Origin of the sequence: Glaciecola sp. XM2, assembly GCF_018595715.1 — a bacterium.
GTDB lineage: Bacteria > Pseudomonadota > Gammaproteobacteria > Enterobacterales > Alteromonadaceae > Glaciecola.
Window position 1 is genome coordinate 68,039 of sequence record NZ_JAHEOJ010000024.1, and the last position, 17,880, is coordinate 85,918.

At 45.1% G+C, this 17,880-nt stretch carries 16 protein-coding genes; 7 read left to right on the top strand and 9 right to left on the bottom strand.

The window, feature by feature from the left end:
• Positions 1-21: 21 nt before the first annotated feature.
• From KJ365_RS10395 to KJ365_RS10415, 5 genes are all read right to left on the bottom strand, one after another.
• Positions 22-678, bottom strand: coding sequence for a LiaF domain-containing protein (locus KJ365_RS10395; RefSeq protein WP_214451590.1), 657 nt, complete (start codon positions 676-678; stop codon positions 22-24).
• Between the two features lie 345 nt (positions 679-1,023).
• Positions 1,024-3,111, bottom strand: coding sequence for an alpha/beta fold hydrolase (locus KJ365_RS10400; protein ID WP_214451591.1), 2,088 nt, complete (start codon positions 3,109-3,111; stop codon positions 1,024-1,026).
• A 138-nt stretch (positions 3,112-3,249) separates the two neighbouring features.
• A complete protein-coding gene (locus tag KJ365_RS10405; RefSeq protein ID WP_214451592.1) occupies positions 3,250-3,666 on the bottom strand; it encodes a DUF6691 family protein in 417 nt (138 codons plus the stop codon).
• A 15-nt stretch (positions 3,667-3,681) separates the two neighbouring features.
• Positions 3,682-4,113 (bottom strand): YeeE/YedE family protein, encoded by a 432-nt coding sequence (locus tag KJ365_RS10410; protein WP_214451593.1) that lies wholly within the window; start codon positions 4,111-4,113, stop codon positions 3,682-3,684.
• A 134-nt stretch (positions 4,114-4,247) separates the two neighbouring features.
• On the bottom strand, positions 4,248-5,561 hold the full coding sequence (locus KJ365_RS10415) for a multifunctional CCA addition/repair protein (RefSeq protein ID WP_214451887.1): 1,314 nt from the start codon (positions 5,559-5,561) through the stop codon (positions 4,248-4,250).
• A 448-nt stretch (positions 5,562-6,009) separates the two neighbouring features.
• Between KJ365_RS10415 and KJ365_RS10420 the strand changes: the two genes are divergently transcribed.
• The 4 genes from KJ365_RS10420 to KJ365_RS10435 all read left to right on the top strand — a co-directional run bounded on the left by KJ365_RS10420 (position 6,010) and on the right by KJ365_RS10435 (position 11,862).
• Positions 6,010-8,940, top strand: coding sequence for a TonB-dependent receptor (locus tag KJ365_RS10420; protein ID WP_214451594.1), 2,931 nt, complete (start codon positions 6,010-6,012; stop codon positions 8,938-8,940).
• 227 nt (positions 8,941-9,167) lie between these two features.
• Complete coding sequence (locus tag KJ365_RS10425; RefSeq protein ID WP_214451595.1) at positions 9,168-9,674, top strand: DUF3087 domain-containing protein; 507 nt, start codon at positions 9,168-9,170, stop codon at positions 9,672-9,674.
• Between the two features lie 53 nt (positions 9,675-9,727).
• Positions 9,728-10,573 carry an enoyl-CoA hydratase/isomerase family protein gene (locus KJ365_RS10430; protein ID WP_250884158.1) on the top strand — a complete coding sequence of 282 codons (846 nt, stop codon included), beginning with the start codon at positions 9,728-9,730 and terminating at the stop codon, positions 10,571-10,573.
• Positions 10,574-10,749: 176 nt separating this feature from the next.
• Positions 10,750-11,862: a c-type cytochrome gene (locus KJ365_RS10435; protein ID WP_214451597.1), complete on the top strand. Its 1,113-nt coding sequence runs from the start codon at positions 10,750-10,752 to the stop codon at positions 11,860-11,862.
• A 28-nt stretch (positions 11,863-11,890) separates the two neighbouring features.
• Here KJ365_RS10435 and KJ365_RS10440 read toward each other — a convergent pair whose 3' ends face one another.
• A complete protein-coding gene (locus tag KJ365_RS10440) occupies positions 11,891-12,301 on the bottom strand; it encodes a VOC family protein (protein ID WP_214451598.1) in 411 nt (136 codons plus the stop codon).
• Between the two features lie 113 nt (positions 12,302-12,414).
• On the opposite strand from KJ365_RS10440, the gene soxR reads away from it, so the two are divergent.
• On the top strand, positions 12,415-12,867 hold the full coding sequence (gene soxR / locus KJ365_RS10445; protein ID WP_214451599.1) for a redox-sensitive transcriptional activator SoxR: 453 nt from the start codon (positions 12,415-12,417) through the stop codon (positions 12,865-12,867).
• Positions 12,868-13,068: 201 nt separating this feature from the next.
• Positions 13,069-14,595: a M20/M25/M40 family metallo-hydrolase gene (locus KJ365_RS10450; protein WP_214451600.1), complete on the top strand. Its 1,527-nt coding sequence runs from the start codon at positions 13,069-13,071 to the stop codon at positions 14,593-14,595.
• A 5-nt stretch (positions 14,596-14,600) separates the two neighbouring features.
• Here KJ365_RS10450 and KJ365_RS10455 read toward each other — a convergent pair whose 3' ends face one another.
• From KJ365_RS10455 to KJ365_RS10465, 3 genes are all read right to left on the bottom strand, one after another.
• Positions 14,601-15,113 carry a hypothetical protein gene (locus tag KJ365_RS10455; protein WP_214451601.1) on the bottom strand — a complete coding sequence of 171 codons (513 nt, stop codon included), beginning with the start codon at positions 15,111-15,113 and terminating at the stop codon, positions 14,601-14,603.
• A gap of 155 nt (positions 15,114-15,268) precedes the next feature.
• Positions 15,269-15,838: a zf-TFIIB domain-containing protein gene (locus KJ365_RS10460; protein WP_214451602.1), complete on the bottom strand. Its 570-nt coding sequence runs from the start codon at positions 15,836-15,838 to the stop codon at positions 15,269-15,271.
• A 157-nt stretch (positions 15,839-15,995) separates the two neighbouring features.
• Positions 15,996-16,553 carry a YceB family lipoprotein gene (locus tag KJ365_RS10465; RefSeq protein ID WP_214451603.1) on the bottom strand — a complete coding sequence of 186 codons (558 nt, stop codon included), beginning with the start codon at positions 16,551-16,553 and terminating at the stop codon, positions 15,996-15,998.
• A gap of 325 nt (positions 16,554-16,878) precedes the next feature.
• Between KJ365_RS10465 and KJ365_RS10470 the strand changes: the two genes are divergently transcribed.
• Complete coding sequence (locus KJ365_RS10470; protein WP_214451604.1) at positions 16,879-17,487, top strand: hypothetical protein; 609 nt, start codon at positions 16,879-16,881, stop codon at positions 17,485-17,487.
• The last annotated feature ends 393 nt before the right edge of the window (positions 17,488-17,880 follow it).

The following is a 17,880-nucleotide window of genomic DNA, read 5'->3' on the forward strand; positions in this document are numbered from 1 at the left end:
GATGAGCGTGAGCTCGCTTTATTACATACCTTGGTTAGAATCAAACATCGTTTTCATTTTGTTGGCAAAAGCGACAAACGACTCTTTCATCGTAGTTTTAATCTTAATGCTTAATTCCGAGAGCAGCACTACACCTTCAATGGTAATCGTAGGCGCTTGATTGCTTGCAATAGAGGGGGCTCTGTTTTTAACACTGCCTAAAATGCAAAAGGCCTTTGAAACAATATTGATATTCTCTGGCACATACACTTTGTCACCGCCTAGTATGCTTACTATTTTAATGGTTACATGAGGACTGCTAAAACGGGCGTTGGTGAAATCTAGAACCGAGCTTCCTAAGAAAGTATATATTTTGAGCTCTCGCGGCACGGTCCAAACACCGCTTCGGTCAGACTCACCTAATACATTAATGAGGGTTTCGGTAGCTTGCGCACCTTCGGTCGCGTAATTGACCGCAAAAGCCTCTTCTTTGTGCTTCTTAACGGTATCGTCGGGTGAGGGTTGTAAATCTTCAACTTGCGCCATCATTTCTTGATGAGAGGTACTGGTGATCACAACGTCTAGGCGACGTTCAAACGCTTCGCTAGAAATAACGCTATGGCTGTAGTTGTAAACTAGGATATCAATGACTTCTTCTTTGACTTGTTCAATTGGTCGGTCTTCTAGCTTTACATTCATCGGTAGCTCCTCATCAATAACGTAATTTATTTATAATATTTGATTCGTTTTTAACATGACTTTGGTTGCTAAAAACAAACCCTATGCGCCTCTTGTATGTCCTCATACTTAAGGGCTAAACAATCTTGTAGTTTAACTAGTAAACCTGGTAAGCACACCTAATGCCAAAATTTATGTTCAATATAAACAGTTACTTACCATATGCAGCTATTTTCAAAATTTAATATATCACTAAAAATTAGTCATTTTCGTTAACTATAACGCTTAAGCTTAATCGCTAAATGCCCCACATGATGCTTCTATCAATCTAGAAACATCATACGGGCATTTAACTTTGTAACTCAATCACCAAGGCGTGATATTCCACATCACCATTGTGATGGTGAATATGATGGTGGTTAGGGCCATAATGATAAAGCCAATCACCGAACGGCGTCTGATCTTGGTTTCTCGATGGTGTTTAAGGGTGAGCCAAATCGCGAACACGCTCATCATACCTGCTAACATGACCAGTAATGCACCTAGACCAGCAGGCGGTGCAAAGCCAGCCAAAATACTGATCGGCTCCATTTCAACAGCCGCTGAGATACCCCCACCTATTAGGCCGACTCCAAGCAATAATAAAAAAGCAGAGACGGCGCTTGCCACTCTCGGCGAAGCAGGTCCTACACTCGTGTCAACAAGTGTGCTTGAGCTGAAACGGCGGGTTAATGCACCCCAGCAAATCATGATCAAACCAATCAACGAAACGAATACTGGGGTTGCTGCCGATAAAGCAGGAAGTGCAAGTTTTTTAGGATCCTCCGCCGCCATCGCAGCAAACTTCAAAGGCATGTGCGTTTGCAAAAAATCTAAAAACTCCGGAGGCGTGGCGCCCTCTTCTAAACATGAAGTATCTAAGTCATCCAAGTTTTGTGTTGGATCATCAAAGAAATCCGTCATGACTTGTGTCGCGCACTCTGGCATTGAACGCGTTGGCCCATGGCCCGCGTATGGAACAATAATGAGTTTTCCTGCTCTGAACCCGGGTGCAATACGCTTTGCCAAGGGCGGCGGCGTAATCGGATCCCAATCGCCGTTTACAATCAGTGTGGGGATGTCGGTCTCAATCAGTTGATAATCATCTCGAGCAAGAGGTGCAAGTCCTGCTGCTACGCAGGTGTCGGCCATCAACTGTGAGCTCGCTACTGAAAATGCACCCTGTGAAAAACCAAAGTCTTCTTGTAAATCTTCTGCAGCCACGCTTGCTTCTGCGGCCATATAACCGTCGTTACAGCGAATAGCGCTACCCATGCCTTCAGAAATCCCTGAAAAGACATCAGCGCCACTCACCAAACCTTGAAATACCTGTTCGTCGCGCCCTTCAACCATATCCACAAGACTTCGCATGACTGCAGGAAGGGCCGGGTAACCGTCTTGCTCATACATCATTGCAAACGGCGCAAAGGCAACAAGCATGGGGGATACCAGCACTTCTCCAGAAGGAAAGATTTCTTTGTCCAGGGCATCCACCACTAAAGGCTCTTCGAGCAATGCGTCTCCAGCGGCATAAAAGGCCTCTTCTAAGCCATCACAAATCGACGCACCTTGGCGTTCACACTCATCAAAAATAAGCCGATGATTTCTGGCTATCCATCGATGCAGGCGCATTAAATCAACAAGATCATTAGGTACGATGGCATCCAGCACAAGCGCACGAATTCCCTCTGGGTCAACATTGACTAGCATTTGTCCGAGATGACTGCCGTAGCTAATACCCCAAACATTCCAGTTTTCAAAACCAAGTGCTAGGCGAAGCGCACGTACATCTTTTGCATTCTCTACCGTGTTGTATCCTCTTAAATCGACACCTCTTGCACTTGCAGTCTCAAAACAAGCCTGCATACGTTGTGCGCTTTCTTGTTGTTGCTCTTCAAACGTTCCCACCACTACGTTTTCTCGCGCGGTCGAGCTGTAATAGCGACAAAGCTCTTCTGAATCACCGATTCCGCGCTGATTTAAGATGTACACGTCGCGCGTTTTCGTTAAGTCGTGCTCTAAAAAACGCCCAACGTAAAACTCCATCCCCGCTCCAGGTCCCCCTGTTAGATAGACTACTGGGTCTTCTCTTACGACAAGCGGCTCTTCTTCATCCGCAGCGTCTTCATCTTCAATGCGAGCTTGGGCAACGATATGCGTAAAGGCCACGCGAATAAGGCGACTGTCTTGAGCTTCTCGGTTTTCTGGCACCGTGATAAAACCGCAGCGCACACGCTCAGGCTCGTAATCAATATCATTTTTAAATGGACAAACAAGGCTTGTAACATCACTTACGTATTGTTGGGCAACGTATTGTGCGTCCGCTTCGTTTTCTTCGCTTTGTTGCGCTAATGCAGCATGAGAAAAGCACAGTGCAATTAGCGTGACAAACCATACATGAATAACTTTAAACATCTGCGACCTCTTATTATTTTTTTAGTAGATGCGCGGCGCAAGTTAATGCTTACCTGTGCATGTTTTTTATACGATTTAACGACCATATTATATTCAGGAGCTGTGTTCAATACACAGCAGCCTTCACATTTGCGGTATTTACATCCGTTTCTTAAACTGTTCGCCAATGAGTAAGCCCACAATCATCACCACTATGAACATCAGCATTGTCGTATTAAGGCCGCCAACATTTGCGATAGCCGGTCCTGGACACACTCCCGATATACCCCAACCAATGCCAAATATACTGGCGCCAATGAGCAATTTGGCATCAATAGGGTCTTGAGATACTAGCGGTATGTCGTTATCTAGTAGCGACTTCTTTTTACCCTTTATGAACAGCCAGTAGCCCAGTCCAAATGTGATCAGTGCGCCGCCCATTACAAACATCAAGCTAGGGTCCCAGCTCCCGGCTAAATCTAAAAAGTTCTTCACTTTTTGTGGGTTGACCATCTGCGATACCGTTAGCCCGATACCAAAAATAATGCCTGCAATTAATCCAACAAACTCTTTCATATCAATAGCTCCTTGCTAGGCCAAAACGTGATTTGTGACAAACACGGTAATGATGGCAGCGACCATAAACACAGCGGTTGCAACAATAGAGCGCTTAGAAATTCTACCCATGCCGCAAATCCCATGACCACTTGTACATCCGCCCCCAAGAGCAGCTCCGATACCGACTAACAGACCACCTAACAAAATAACCGTACTTGAGAAGGTATAATCGGTTGGAAGAGAGAATTCACTGAGTGAAGACACGAACACGGGGCCCACGATCAAGCCGATAATAAAGAATACTCGCCAAGACCAATCGCCCTTAAGCAATGAAAAGGGTTTCAAGGCGCTACTTAATATACCGGAGCAACCTGCCACTCTACCCAATAAATACATGAGCATTAATGCAGATAGACCAATGAGGCTACCGCCAATGAATGCCGAAATGGGCGTAAATTCTGTCATATTTCGTTATCCTAATGTTTAATTTGCAGAGATTTTGATTAGATAAATAATAAACTGGATTGATTCACTTGTGTATTTGAAATGCATTAAAAGCGTCACTGAGTGTGGCCATGAGCATTTATTTGCACAGCTCTCTACGCTTGGTTAAGTGGGTATTCCAACATAAGCTGTTTGATTTTAGCAATTTGAGCAATACGAACGGCCTCTCCTAGCTCCACCCCTTGCTTGCCTGCAGCTATGGCTTGTTGAACAACTTGTTTAGTATCAAATTCACTGAGGCCGTTGAGTAAATGCATCCCAAGCGCTTTTTGAGGGTATGGTTTGTTCACAAAATCTTCGCCACGGCCTTGCGCATCGCACTGGCATGCATCTAAAAACTGCACAAATCGCTGTGGTTGTTTGACCGCATCAAACGACTTGATCATGATTTGATGAATGGTTTTAGGGGTTAAAGTAAAAAAATTATGGCATTTAAGATGATGCTCGCTGGTCAACATGCCCAAGGACTTTAACTTATTAGGAATGCGTAAGCGGTCACAAAACGTTTCAATCACCGGCACGCCATCAAGTTCATGTCCACGCAAGCGCCCCCTTTGTTCATAGGCAATGGGCTTACCAAAATCATGGGTGAGGGCAGCAAAACGGGTGGCAAGGTCAAAATTAAGATCGGCCGCTTGCTTTAACACAAGCATCGTATGGGTGAACACATCGCCTTCTGGATGATGCTCAACCGGTTGCACTACATCGCGCATAACATCGATTTCAGGAAAGATGCCCAGACCCAATAATGCTTCAAAATAGAGCTGGGGAGTGTCTTCACTCAAGGCTTTTTCGGTCTCCTTCCAGACGCGTTCAGGCACGAGGTGCTCGAGCTCCCCTTTAGCCTTCATTTGGTTAATGATAGCGAGCGTGTCTGGATGAATTGTCCACTGCTCACCAAACCTAGCTAAAAACCGAGCGATACGTAATACACGAACGGGGTCTTCAACAAATGCGTCGGTGGTGTGTCGTAAAACCTTAGCATGCAGGTCGGATTGACCATCAAAAGGGTCAATCAAGGTGCCGTCAGGCGCCATTGCCATCGCGTTGATGGTTAAATCGCGACGCGCCAAGTCTTCTTCGAGGGTGACTGTTTGCGCTGCATCTACTTCAAAGCCGGTATAGCCCTTCCCTGACTTACGCTCTTTGCGCGCCAATGCATATTCGTCTTTGGTTTGGGGGTGCAAAAATACCGGAAAGTCTTTTCCAACCGACGTAAAGCCCCGTTCGAGCATTTGCTCGCTAGTAGCACCGACCACCACATAATCCATATCGTGGCTAGCGCTTGTAGATACCGATGCTACATCTATCACACGCTGAGGCGACATCACGCCCCGCTTGATATCTTCTAATAAGATATCTCGCACGGCACCACCGACTAAATACACGTGTTTAAGAGGCTGCATCAGTTAATACTTCCTTTCTATGACCTGGCTACTATCTTGCCATAATACCTAATGCGCGTGATAAAGGCATCATTGGATGTATTGATTGGTGTGGCGAGACAGATAAATAGATACCTGTCGCATTTAGACGGCCCACACAAGCAATTTCATTTTTAGTTCCCTTTATTGGACTAAAGTCTTATTTCCCCTCATTCCGAAAATTCAGTAGTTTGGTACTTAGGAGCAAAAGGCATTCAATTTGGAACGAAAGACTACTCAGAAACACTCAACCAAAAAGGGTATTATCATGCTAATAAAAATCCCGATATTGTCATTAGGCCATTATGCTTTCAACGGTCCTCACACGATGAATATATTGAATTCAAACACCTCAACACAAACACACTCCATTGGAAAAGCATTGAGGTGGGCGGCATCGTTTGTGTTGATGTTTGCATTGCTTGGAGTTGCAATGCAAACATCTGCACAGCAAGTAGGTGAAATTGTAGGTAAGGTTTCAGGCACCAACGGCTTGCCACTTGAAGGCGTCACCATCGAAGCAAAAGGAGACGTGTTGCCCAAACCCCGTACAGCAGAATCTAAAGCCAACGGTAGCTTCCGTTTGCAGCTGCTACCGCCAGGTAATTACGAGGTTACCTTTACTACCGCAAGTGGCGAAACGCGTACCGTGAGCGTTTCTGTATTTCTTGACCAAACCACACCATTAAACGTGCAATTGAATGCAGGCGATGTTGAAAATATTGTGGTGTATGGCGATTCATTAACGACATCTACCAATGCTGCATTGGGGAATTCCCTTAATGCCGAAACCTTAGCGCAGTTACCCATGTTTGTGGAATACAGCTCACTGATCCGTTTAATGCCGGGCGTGCAGGTAACCTCTGATAGTGTTCGGGGGCCTAGCGCAGGTGCAAGTGGTCAAGACAATGGTTTCAGATTTGACGGCGCAAACCTTTCTGTTCCACTGTTTGGAATTTTAGCTTCCTCTCCGTCCACTCACGATGTGGCGCACGTATCGGTTGAGCGAGGCGGTGCCCGAGCCGTTGGCTTTAACAGAAATGCTGGCGTTACCCTTAACACCGAAAGTAAATCTGGAACCGACGAGTTTACAGGAGATGTAACCTATCGACTTCAAAAAGGCTCTTGGCAGGCCGAAGATAAAGATGGCTTGAGCACAGAAGATGATATCGACTTTATCACTGTTGGTGTGGGCGGCCCGATTATTCCAGAGCAATTGTATTTTTATGGCTCTTACTACACGCGTGATGATTCAAAGGAAAGTGGAACAAATGCGCGGGGCGCATTGCCCGATATTACCAACGAACGTGAAGAGTATTTTGGTAAGGTAACATGGACGCCTACCGCCGACATTCTTGTTAATGCCAGCTACCGTACGTCTGAGGTAACAAGCAGCAATCAAAGCATTGGCATTAACGATACAGCGTCTACCGCAGAAAACGGCATTGACGACTTTGAAGTGATCGTGTTTGACGCATCGTGGATCATCAACGATGACACAACGCTCAATATTTCTTATGCAGACACCACCCAATCAACAGGATCATTCCCTGTCAACGATCTTGGCTTTAGAGGTCAGGTCAATGGTAATCTAGATGTTAATGATTTGGCATCCCAGGGACTGTTTTTTGTACCCTCTTTAGAAACCCGCACCGGGGCTGATGCGCAAGAACAAGCTCTTGTAGACGCCTTCAACGCAGGGGCTGCTCCCCTTATCTCAGCATTTGGGATTGACGGCGAAGCACTTGGCGCGGTAGGCGGTGCGTCTACCGTTAACGATAATCGATATCTAGGCAACACGTTTGAAGTGTCGCTCAATCACATTATCGAAACCGACACCATGACCCACGAGCTTCACTTTGGCTACCAAGAAGAAGAAGGCGCTGAAGAGCTGTTTAGAGTATCAAATGGTTGGGGATCAATCGCTTATTGGGGCGGTTTAGACTTTGATGACGGTGGCCTGGTAGCGCCAGATGGAGATCCTGTTCCCGTTGGCACTATTTATCGAGCCACGGTGCAAACTCGCGGCTTTGACGCAGGCGGTTTAACCGGTCCACTGGTTTCTAAAACCAAATCAAAAACCATTGCCGTAAACGACACCATTTTCTGGGACGACTTTATATTTGATGTTGGATTCTTGCTTAGCCAAGACGAGTTGATTGGTCAGGGCTTGCGTCCAGCTAATACCAGCTCAGGCTATGAAGAAGCGCGCGGCAACCCTTATGTTATGAAAAAAGTAGACTTCAGCGAGACCTTCCAACCTCGTATGACGGCAACATGGAACTACAGCTATACCGCTTCAGCCTTCGTTAGCTTTGCACGATACAACCCTGCGGTGAGCTCGCTTGCACGTGCCGCTTCTTGGGATCGTAATACAGGCGGCAGTACTACTTTTGTTTACTTTGATGAAAACGGCGGGTTCCTTGATTCTGAAACGAATATTTCATCTACCGGTAAACTTTTTGCCGATGGCCTAAACCCTCGAACCATGCAAGAGTTTATTATTGGTCATCAAATGGAATGGGGTAATAATTGGAATATTCGCAACCATCTTCGCTATCGTCGCAGCTGGAACTACTGGGAAGATACCAATAACAACGCACGTATCGTCTATGACGCTGCAGACTATCAAAGCCGCTTAGCCAGTTTTGGTGACTTGTATCCGGATATTGTTGCGGCAGCAAATGCAGGCCAGTTAGACTCACCTGAGCCAAAAGAGCTTTATGTGCCGGTGAATAACTTAGTTGGTGAAGGTACCTACGTTATTGCCCAACTCGATGGCGCATATACTAAATATCTCGAAGCGAGTATGGAGTTTGACTATCGTTCTGAGAGTTTCTTCACTACAACATCGGTTGTTTGGAGCCACTATTACGGTAACTTTGACCAAGATGGAACCACGCGTTTTAACAACGACCAAGGAACCTTCATCGGTTCGTCAAATATCGCAGATAGCTGGTATGGACAGCTATGGGGTAGCTTTACGGATGGTAAAATGCGCGCCGATCGTACTTGGCAGCTCAAAAGCTTTGGCGCCTATCAGCTTCCGTGGAATGCGTCACTTGGTTATTTAGCTTACTGGCAGTCTGGTCATACTTGGGCGCATCAATGGCCAAGTACTTTCTACCTTGAGCCACGCGGCAGCAGAAGAACGCCGAGCCATTGGCAAATAGATTTGAACTACACTCAAAACTTTGATGTGAGCGACGATTATAGCGTTCAGCTACGTTTAGACGTATTCAATATCTTTGATCGCCAAACCGGTTACAACCCACAGCCACGCTACAACAGCGATGACTTAGGTGAATATCGTAGTTACGAAAACCCTCGCCGTGTTCAGGCAACCGTATCATTAAGATTCTGATATCTTAACACTGGTAAAATAGCCCTGCTTTGCGGGGCTTTTTTAATGGCACTGCCCAAGAGTGGCGGCAATGACTCGCTGCATAATAACGACTCACTTTACGCCTACCTCACCGCACACGTATGCAAACCTTGTATAGCTTAGGTTAAATCTCATAAGAATATGTTTGATCTTTCGTTGCTTTCGTTACAATAGCGCCTACAAAAGCCAACGATATATGCGGATTTATGCAACTTATCAACATAGACAAAACCAGATATCGACGCCATTTAAATCGCGTCATCGCTGCTTGTATAGCGGTATTAGTGATTGGCAGCCTGGGTATTGCACAAACCCTCATCGCCCTTTTTCCAGATCCGAGCGGCAGCCATTTCCATTGGAATCTCACTGGCGTACTTATCACCAGCATAGCCATTGGCCTTACGCTTAATAAATATCGCACCCACGACTTTATGACGGAAGTGGTGTACGTGTGGGATTTAAAGCAGTCTTTAAATAAGATAAATCGTAAAATGATGAAGTTAAAAGCAGCGGCAGAACAAGGGAATGTCGATGCGATGCTCGCTATTCAATACAGCTACGCTGGCTCGCGACTGTTATGGCAACTCGATGACAACACCATTATTATGGATGACTTAGCCATTGCGCAGGCCGAACTCGATCGCCTTGCCGAAAAATACAACTTAACCTTAAATGTAGATAATTACGACGCTAAAATATTAGAGCAGTTTTAGCATAAGTAAGGTGCCCGTGCACGTAAACCCTATCACCTAAAATGAGAGCTACTTTGAATTACTTGCAACTGACTGAACAAGAAAGCGAATACATACAAACCCATCTCGATGAAGGTGTAGTCACCATCACGATGAACAAGCCGAAAAAATTAAACGGCTGGACCAGCGAAATGATGGCGGCTTTTAGAAGTGCCTTTGAAAAGGCGAAAGCAGATGACGGATGCAAGGTCGTGATTTTTACTGGGACTGGTAACTATTACTGTGCAGGGGTGAATTTAGGCGGCACGCTAAAACTCATGGCACCGAAGAAGCTTCACACCCTAATTATTAAAAATAATGAAGCATTGTTTGACCTGTTTTTAACGTTTCCTAAACCTATCTTAGTAGCGGTGAATGGCCCAGCTATTGGCGCGAGCGTGACTTCTGCCACGCTGTGTGATGGCATTATAGCCTCTGAAACCGCCACCTTTTCCACCCCTTTCGCCGCCCTAGGCATTACGCCCGAAGGTTGTTCGAGTATCCAATTTGCCAGACTAATGGGCGAAGAAAATGCAAAGCGCATGCTGTTTAGCGAAGGTTGGCGACCCAATGCCCAAGAAGCACTAGAGGTGGGTTTAATACAACATGTTGCCCCGGCAGAAACACTACAGCAGCAAGCACAAGCAATTGCTGTTCAGTGGGTCAAAGAGAACCGTAAACGCAGCTTTTTAGGCGGTAGCAAATTAACAGAGCTTCAGGCGGTAAATGCGCGCGAATCTATTGAGCTGGCAAACTGCTTTTTAAGCGGGCCCTTTTTAAAAGGCCAAGCTAAGTTTTTGTGGAGCAAGAAAAAGCACGTACCCGCGATGATGTTCTTTTTGCTTTGGGTTTTGCGTCCACTTTGGCGATTATTTTTATAAATGTATGCCGACTTGTGCCCATTCAGCCGCAATAAACGGGGCACCTTACCTACATAAACCGAATGTTTCATGCTGGGTTAAGTAATAGCATGTGCTATTAAATAACCCATTGAATCTGTGTATCATGTCGTTTATTCTCATGGATGTTAATTTCATGCTTGCAAGGAAACAAGCAAATGACCAAGCGCCTTCTTATTATCCTCACAGCTCTTTTATGCGCCACCTTTTCAAGCACAACCCTTGCGAAAAAAGAGTACGAACCTCAAAATCCACCGCGTACGCTTACGCCCGAACAAGCCGAACGCGCATCGTCCAATTATCAAAAATATTGCTCTTTGTGCCATGGTGAAAACCGCGAAGGGTACAAGAATGATCATGCCCCCTCATTGCGATCTAAAAGCCTGTTTGAATCGGGCGTACCTCACTCAATATTAAGGCCAATCTCCTATGGACGCCAAGGCACCGCAATGGCGGGATACTTAGATGATGTAGGCGGGCCAATGTCGCTAGATGAAGTTTGGGACTTAACCTACTGGTTGTTCTGGGAGTCTGGTGCGCAGCGCGTTAAGCTTAGCGAAAACCCAGTAGAAGGTGATATCGAACGGGGCGCTGCGGTATATCAGCAACACTGCACAGCGTGCCATGGTAAAGATGGAGAAGGGGTGAATGCTCCCGCGTTAGCCAATCAGTCGGCCCTAGCGCACAACAAAGATGAATTCATCCGCTACGCTATTGAAATGGGTCGCCAGGGTACGCCAATGGTATCTTTTAGCGACATATTGTCAGAAGCTGATATCGATAACGTCACCGCGTTTCTTCGCAGCCGCGCAAATGGGTGGGAACAACAAGAAACAGTATTGCAGGGCTTACCCACACCTGATCAGTACGTGTTGAATCCAGATGGCGACGATCCCGACTTCACCCTTGCAGACGGTATGTATGTATCGTCGGTAGATTTGTACAAGGCTATTGAAGCGAACAATAAAATGATTCTGATTGATACTCGTGTGCCTTCTGTGTGGCAGCGCGCGCATATTGCCGGCGCGATCCCCTTTCCTTACTACACCGACCTAGAAGAAAAGGTGAAAGACCTCCCAAAAGACGTGCAAATTGTAGGTTATTGCTCCTGCCCTCGCGCAGCAACAGAGCACGTCGTAAGGCAGTTGCGCGATTTAGGTTACGATAAAACCGCGGTGCTATACGAGGGTATCTTCGGTTGGATGAACCTAGGGTATCCAGTAACAAGTGCAGATGCCGAAGGTGAAACGCTAGGGGCTAGCGCGCACTAGCGCTAAACCCAACCTTTTTCTCAAAACGCTACAAATTGCGTAAGTTAGGATCATCCGACATGTATTCCACAAACTCAATTTCAAAACCATCGGGGTCTGCGAAATAGATGTTTTGCCTATATTGATGTTCAGGGCCGGCCAAAGAAGGCTGATGCCCTGCGCCTTTCATCCTTGCAATTAACCCTGCAATATCTTGTGTCTCAAACCCAATGTGATTAACGTTACCAGCGCCTTGTCTTGATATAGCGAGGCCATCTTCAAATTGGTTTAAGGTAATGTAGTTGGTATCTGTTCCAAAGTGAATCCAATCATAGGGCCGGCTTCCCCAATGGGCTTTACCTTGCTCGCGCACAGACCATTGTGGAAATGCTAGCTGGTAAAACGCCAAGCTTGCCTCATGGTCTGTGACCGTCATATTAATGTGTTCCATTCTAAACATGTTCATTCTCCGGTGTTGATGCAAAAAGCCAATCACTCAAGTGATTCTTGAGTGTCTTGCGTTAATCATAAAACCTCAACTATACTTGAGGTAAAGCGTTTTATTAGAAGAACATGAAAAAACAAGCATACAGCGTTGGCGAGATTGCAAAACGGTGCGGGGTAAGAGTGTCTACCCTGCATTTTTACGAACAAAAAGGCCTTGTGAACAGTACCCGAAACCTAGGTAATCAAAGGCGCTACAAACCCGATGTGATGAGAAGGGTCGCGGTCATAAAAGCAGCGCAAAAAATCGGTATTAGTCTTGAAGAAATCAAACAAGCCTTATCTAACTTACCCAATCACCGCACTCCCACCGCCAAAGACTGGAGCGATTTATCGAGCGCATGGCAAGAGGCGCTTAATGAACGCATCATTCGCCTACAAAATTTACGAGATAAGATGGATGGCTGCATTGGTTGTGGATGTTTATCTTTGACGCATTGTCCTATTTATAATCCTGAAGATAAGTTAGCGAAACTCGGCACCGGCGGCGTAGTGTTAGAGCAAATTAATAAATTAGTTTAAGGGTGTTTTGAACCGCTACACGAGTACCAATACGCATGAATTCAAGTAAACAAGCAGTGGCCATTCAAACAATTGGTTCACGCAACAGCCCTTAACTTGCATCAATTCGAGTGTAATACCGACATGCAGTCAATAGCCAATGTTGCATCCCCTCCCCATATAATCTATGTTAAAAACACCTATCCAAATTGGTAAAAATTAATGCATAAGCGCACGTCATGGTATTCACTGTTCATACTCGTTTGTCTTCCAATTTTTCTGGCTAAGGCCGACGCTCCTGCAGATATAAAAGCATACACACAGGCCAACCAAGCTCAAATTTTGCAAGACTTTAAGGCGCTTTTAGCGATTCCCAATATCAGTGCTGTGCCTGAGGACATGTTCAAAAATGCTGATTGGATTACCGCCTATATTGCAGAGCGAGGATTTACCTCAGAAGTGGTGACCGCTGGCGGTGCCCCCTATATTTTGGCTGAAAAGAAAGTGCCCGGCGCTTCAAAAAGCATCCTGATTTATGCTCACTTTGATGGCCAACCGGTTGAACCGAGCAATTGGGCAACACCGCCGTTTGAACCGACCCTAATAGATAAGCCTATTGAACTTGGCGGTAAGCCGGTTGAATGGGACGGTAAGGCTCCTCTTAATCCACAGTGGCGTCTAGCTGCACGTTCAGCGGGGGATGACAAAGGGCCTGTGATTGCGCTAATGGCGGCGCTAGATGCCATGGAGGCACTAAATATAACGCCAAGTGTAAATATAAAGCTTGTGTTAGACGGTGAAGAAGAAATCGGCAGCCCCACGCTTGAAGCGATTTTAAAAGAACATGGACACAAGATGGATGCAGAGCTCATGCTGTTTTGCGATGGGCCAATGCACCCAAGTCGTATTCAACAGTTGGTATTTGGCATGCGCGGCAGCATGACCCTGGAGCTAACAACTTACGGTGCTCTATCACCATTGCATAGCGGGCATTACGGCAACTTCTCCCCCAACCCAACCGACCGGTTGATGCGCTTGCTCACCTCAATGACCGACACTGATGGCAACATTTTAATAAAGGGCTATAACGACCAAACTCGCCCAATAAGCCCCGCTGAGCAACAAGCCATTGATAATATTCCCAACATCGATGCGCAGTTGCGACACGATTTAGCCATTGCAGAAAGCCTTGGCAAAACCGTTCGTGTAGAAGAAGGAGTGCTCAAACCAGCGATTATTGTAAAAGGATTCCAAGCAGGAGGAGTGGGCTCCCAATCTCGTAATATTATTCAACCTGAGGCGACCGCGTCCCTTAATCTTCGATTGTCTGCGGGCCAAACCCCTGCGTTTTTGCGAGAAAAAATGGAAGCACATATTGTAGAACAAGGTTTTGTGATTACCTACGACGACCCGACCATTGAGATGCGTAGAGAAAACAAACTACTGGCGAAGTTAGAATGGCGACCAGGCCCGTATCCGGCTTTTCGTTCTGAAATCGATAGCCCAGAAGCAATAAAGCTCACAAGCATTATGGACTCACTATCAACCGAGCCCACTATTTTAACACCCACTTTAGGCGGCAGCCTACCCATCTACTTGTTTGAAGAGGCATTAGACATGCCCATAATTATTCTGCCCATTGCCAATCACGATAATAATCAGCATGGACGCAACGAAAATTTGCGTTTACAAAATTTATGGGACGCGGTTGAGATATATGCTGCGATTTTATCTGAGTATGATCGCTAAACCTGCTAGTCTCGGCTAAGGCCTAATTTCGCCCTTAACTTTTTCGCCCATGTCGGGCGCACTTTAGTATATCGGTAGGGGCTAGCCGGCACTTTTATGGCTGAGTTAGCCTTTTTGAGTGCCATAAAAAAAGCGCCGCGATCAAGTTTATAGTTATTAAGTACGAGGGGGGTATATGTGCCATCTTTCATCAATAGGCCGGTACTTAATAAATCAGAACCAGCACTTATCGTTTGTTTAAATTCAGCAATTTCATTTACATTTACGAGAAGCTCAAAATCTCCAAACGTAGGGTCAATGATGCACAACTGCGATGGCGACACCCACACGCGAATCGCTTTGTTTTTAATATAGAAATACAAGGCAAGTGCTAACAATACAAACACCACCACATAGTAAGCCGGTTGGGCTACTGCAAGCAGTTGCTCAACGGCTTGCTTATCGTCCATATTGGGCAAATATGTGAGGGCGCCATAATACATTAGCGAAGCAACACCAACATTTAACAAACATATCATTGCACTTTTTCTTTGTGGTCTTTTGTAATCAAAGTACTTGATTGTTATCTCCTAGTATTTGCCAAAAAACAAACCAACTCGTCTTTGGCACAAGCAATACCGTGCTTGCATACGATAAAACCATATTAGCGCACACCTCTATATAAGCCGGTGACCTAACGAGTAAACCTATGAAACCAGTATCTAGGGCTATAGATATTCATCACTTTATCCATATATTCTAAGTCTGATAATCGATTATCAATTTGATCTAGGGCTTGTGTTGTATCGCTACTAAAGCGCTCAAACTCATGGTCTTGGGCACTGTCTAACCCGCCACTGGCAATGAAATTACGGATATTCATCAGCTCATCTTTATCAAGCCATACTCCGCAGTGAATACATAGGTCGATCATTACCCCAGAGATGCGTTTGAATTGTTTTTTGACCATCAGTTGATTGCAGCATGCGCACGGCATATAAGATTCTGAGCCAGGAAGAGATGGCTTCTGATAATCAGGGTTGGAATTATCATCGTTGTAAACATCAAACTCTGTTGTCACAGCACGAAAGACTTCTGGTGCAATCCACATTCCCTCGCACTTGGCGCAAGTATCAATATCGTGCTCTTGATACTTATTGATATTCAACTCTATTTGACATCTAGGGCACGTACGCGGGCCATCTTCTACCACTAATTTCATGGCAGCATTGCACATAGGGCAATATCTAGAAATACCTTTCATTTCATGATCACATGAAGTGCATTGTGAAATATCCAAAGCTAGCGTCCTCAAAGTTACTTGCTTTTAAGATTAGAACAAGCGAAGTCTGTGTGCAAGACGGTTAAACGAGCGCCAGGGTGCATCACAGTGGTTTTACACTGTTAAGATAAAAGTTACATCAACGCTTAGGTCTTAGCGCAAGTTGCCCTTGCTCAACGGTGAGCTCTAACGGAATAGTAGAGAGCAGGCTCACAGCCTTATTTGAAGCATCCAGCGTATGCACCGGATTGCTTGCTAAATAAGCGTTGAGCACTTGCATAAACTCACCGCTTAATGGTGCAAGGTTGCCTCGATACCCGCCAGCATCAACCGTGCTATCTAGTAATGCTAGTGAGCGCACATAAATCGCTTTTTGTTCACTGTCGTAGTAAGGCGTGCCCTCTAACGACAGGCTTACGCTAATTGGATAGCTTAAACCAAATGCTTCAATCTTTGCGGTTGCATCGGTACCTAACTGCACCACATCTCGTCCATCAGGGCCAATCTCAACGGTCATCTCATTGACCTCTAACAATAATGGTATACCCGCAAGAGAAGCGTTGGTTTGCAAATTAGCAAGTTGATTATCTAGCAGCTGCTCAATCTCAGATTCAGATACGGTGTAAATTGACAATTGTGACAATGTCGAACAAGCGTTAGTAAAAAGTAAGGCCAATATGAGCAATAGATATTTCATAAATGTTAGGCTTGTTAAAGTTGCTTATGTGTTGCTCATTATAACCATATAAGCCCTAATCGAAATACGTATATGAACAAATAATGGGTACGCATTTGCGAGCAAAAAATCACAATTTAAAGAATGACAGCCAAGCCCAAGGTATACCCAGCCGGTGTTAAAAATTTGCGCAAATTAACTGTCAGGTTTATTTACACTTTTAAGCGAAAGGATTTTTTAATCTACATATGCCATTGAAAAATTTAGATTTATTTTTAGGTACAATACTTGCTTAGGGTATATGGCTTGCTTGTCAAGAATCATAAGAAGTATAAGAGGATTAAAAATGAGTTTATATAAAAAGATTAAGACCGTTTTTGCTGTAGTGGCTTTGACAGGTTTTGTTAGCTTTAGTAATGCGACGTTGCTTACATTGGAGCCGGTAGTAACAACTGGCGACGTAGGTGACACCATTTCTATTGATTTAGTATTTGATGGCACAAATGGTGGCACACCAACTTATTTAGGGGGTTACAACCTAGTTTTGTCTTTCGATGAAACTTTGCTTGCGTATACCGGTTTTCAAGCTGGTCCAGAAGCGTTTGATACAGGTTTTGACTTTCTATCTGGTTTCGCGGACTCGTTTGGACCAGGTACAGTTGAATTGTTTGACGTTTCATTAATTGGCGCAGCAGCAACAGCAGCAGCTCAGGATAATCTTGGAAATGTGTTCACGCTGGCCACTATTGAGTTTCAGGCGATTGCTCAGGGTATTTCATCTGTTGGTTTCTTAGGAATATTTGACCTCTCAGACGAGAACGCTGGATCCTTATTTGATGCGGGCCCCGTTTTCACTGGCCCTGGCGTATCAGTTAACGTATCAACGCCTATAGGCCTTTCTCTAATGAGCTTAAGCCTGTTAGGACTGTTGGTCGCCAGACGTCGTAAAGCATAAATACCAGAGTAAAAATAACCGTTTAGCCTGATGGCTATTACCACTTATTGTTTACTTGGCATGCAAATGTTAGAGCCCGCGATATAAATCGCGGGTTTTTTTTTCACTATCAATGCACAACCACACTTTACCGCTCCGTTATTCACGCTCATTCAATTTGTTCTAAGACCAATCCATTGGCAATGATGTCACTCGCACTATTAAATAACTTAGCATTATCTGTGTATGCACAAGGCGTATAATAGCTCTATTGGTTCAGTCAAAGTAGTTGAATCTAAAGAGTCTGGGTTATAGAAAAATTAGGGACTAAAGTATGTTTCCAGTTAGCTATCGCGATAGCGGGTAAACTAATAGATGCTAAACACAGCTCAATACTCTATTGGCGAGCCCTTA

Bases quoted from the DNA above. Each gene is read 5' to 3' on its own strand.
- KJ365_RS10420 (WP_214451594.1), top strand. From the start codon at position 6,010: ATGCAAACATCTGCACAGCAAGTAGGTGAAATTGTAGGTAAGGTTTCA.
- KJ365_RS10440 (WP_214451598.1), bottom strand. From the start codon at position 12,301: ATGTTTAGAATGGAACACATTAATATGACGGTCACAGACCATGAGGCA.
- KJ365_RS10435 (WP_214451597.1), top strand. From the start codon at position 10,750: ATGACCAAGCGCCTTCTTATTATCCTCACAGCTCTTTTATGCGCCACC.
- KJ365_RS10405 (WP_214451592.1), bottom strand. From the start codon at position 3,666: ATGAAAGAGTTTGTTGGATTAATTGCAGGCATTATTTTTGGTATCGGG.
- KJ365_RS10455 (WP_214451601.1), bottom strand. From the start codon at position 15,113: ATGATATGTTTGTTAAATGTTGGTGTTGCTTCGCTAATGTATTATGGC.
- KJ365_RS10470 (WP_214451604.1), top strand. From the start codon at position 16,879: ATGAGTTTATATAAAAAGATTAAGACCGTTTTTGCTGTAGTGGCTTTG.
- KJ365_RS10465 (WP_214451603.1), bottom strand. From the start codon at position 16,553: ATGAAATATCTATTGCTCATATTGGCCTTACTTTTTACTAACGCTTGT.
- KJ365_RS10460 (WP_214451602.1), bottom strand. From the start codon at position 15,838: ATGAAAGGTATTTCTAGATATTGCCCTATGTGCAATGCTGCCATGAAA.
- KJ365_RS10450 (WP_214451600.1), top strand. From the start codon at position 13,069: ATGCATAAGCGCACGTCATGGTATTCACTGTTCATACTCGTTTGTCTT.
- KJ365_RS10410 (WP_214451593.1), bottom strand. From the start codon at position 4,113: ATGACAGAATTTACGCCCATTTCGGCATTCATTGGCGGTAGCCTCATT.
- KJ365_RS10400 (WP_214451591.1), bottom strand. From the start codon at position 3,111: ATGTTTAAAGTTATTCATGTATGGTTTGTCACGCTAATTGCACTGTGC.
- soxR (WP_214451599.1), top strand. From the start codon at position 12,415: ATGAAAAAACAAGCATACAGCGTTGGCGAGATTGCAAAACGGTGCGGG.
- KJ365_RS10395 (WP_214451590.1), bottom strand. From the start codon at position 678: ATGAATGTAAAGCTAGAAGACCGACCAATTGAACAAGTCAAAGAAGAA.
- KJ365_RS10425 (WP_214451595.1), top strand. From the start codon at position 9,168: ATGCAACTTATCAACATAGACAAAACCAGATATCGACGCCATTTAAAT.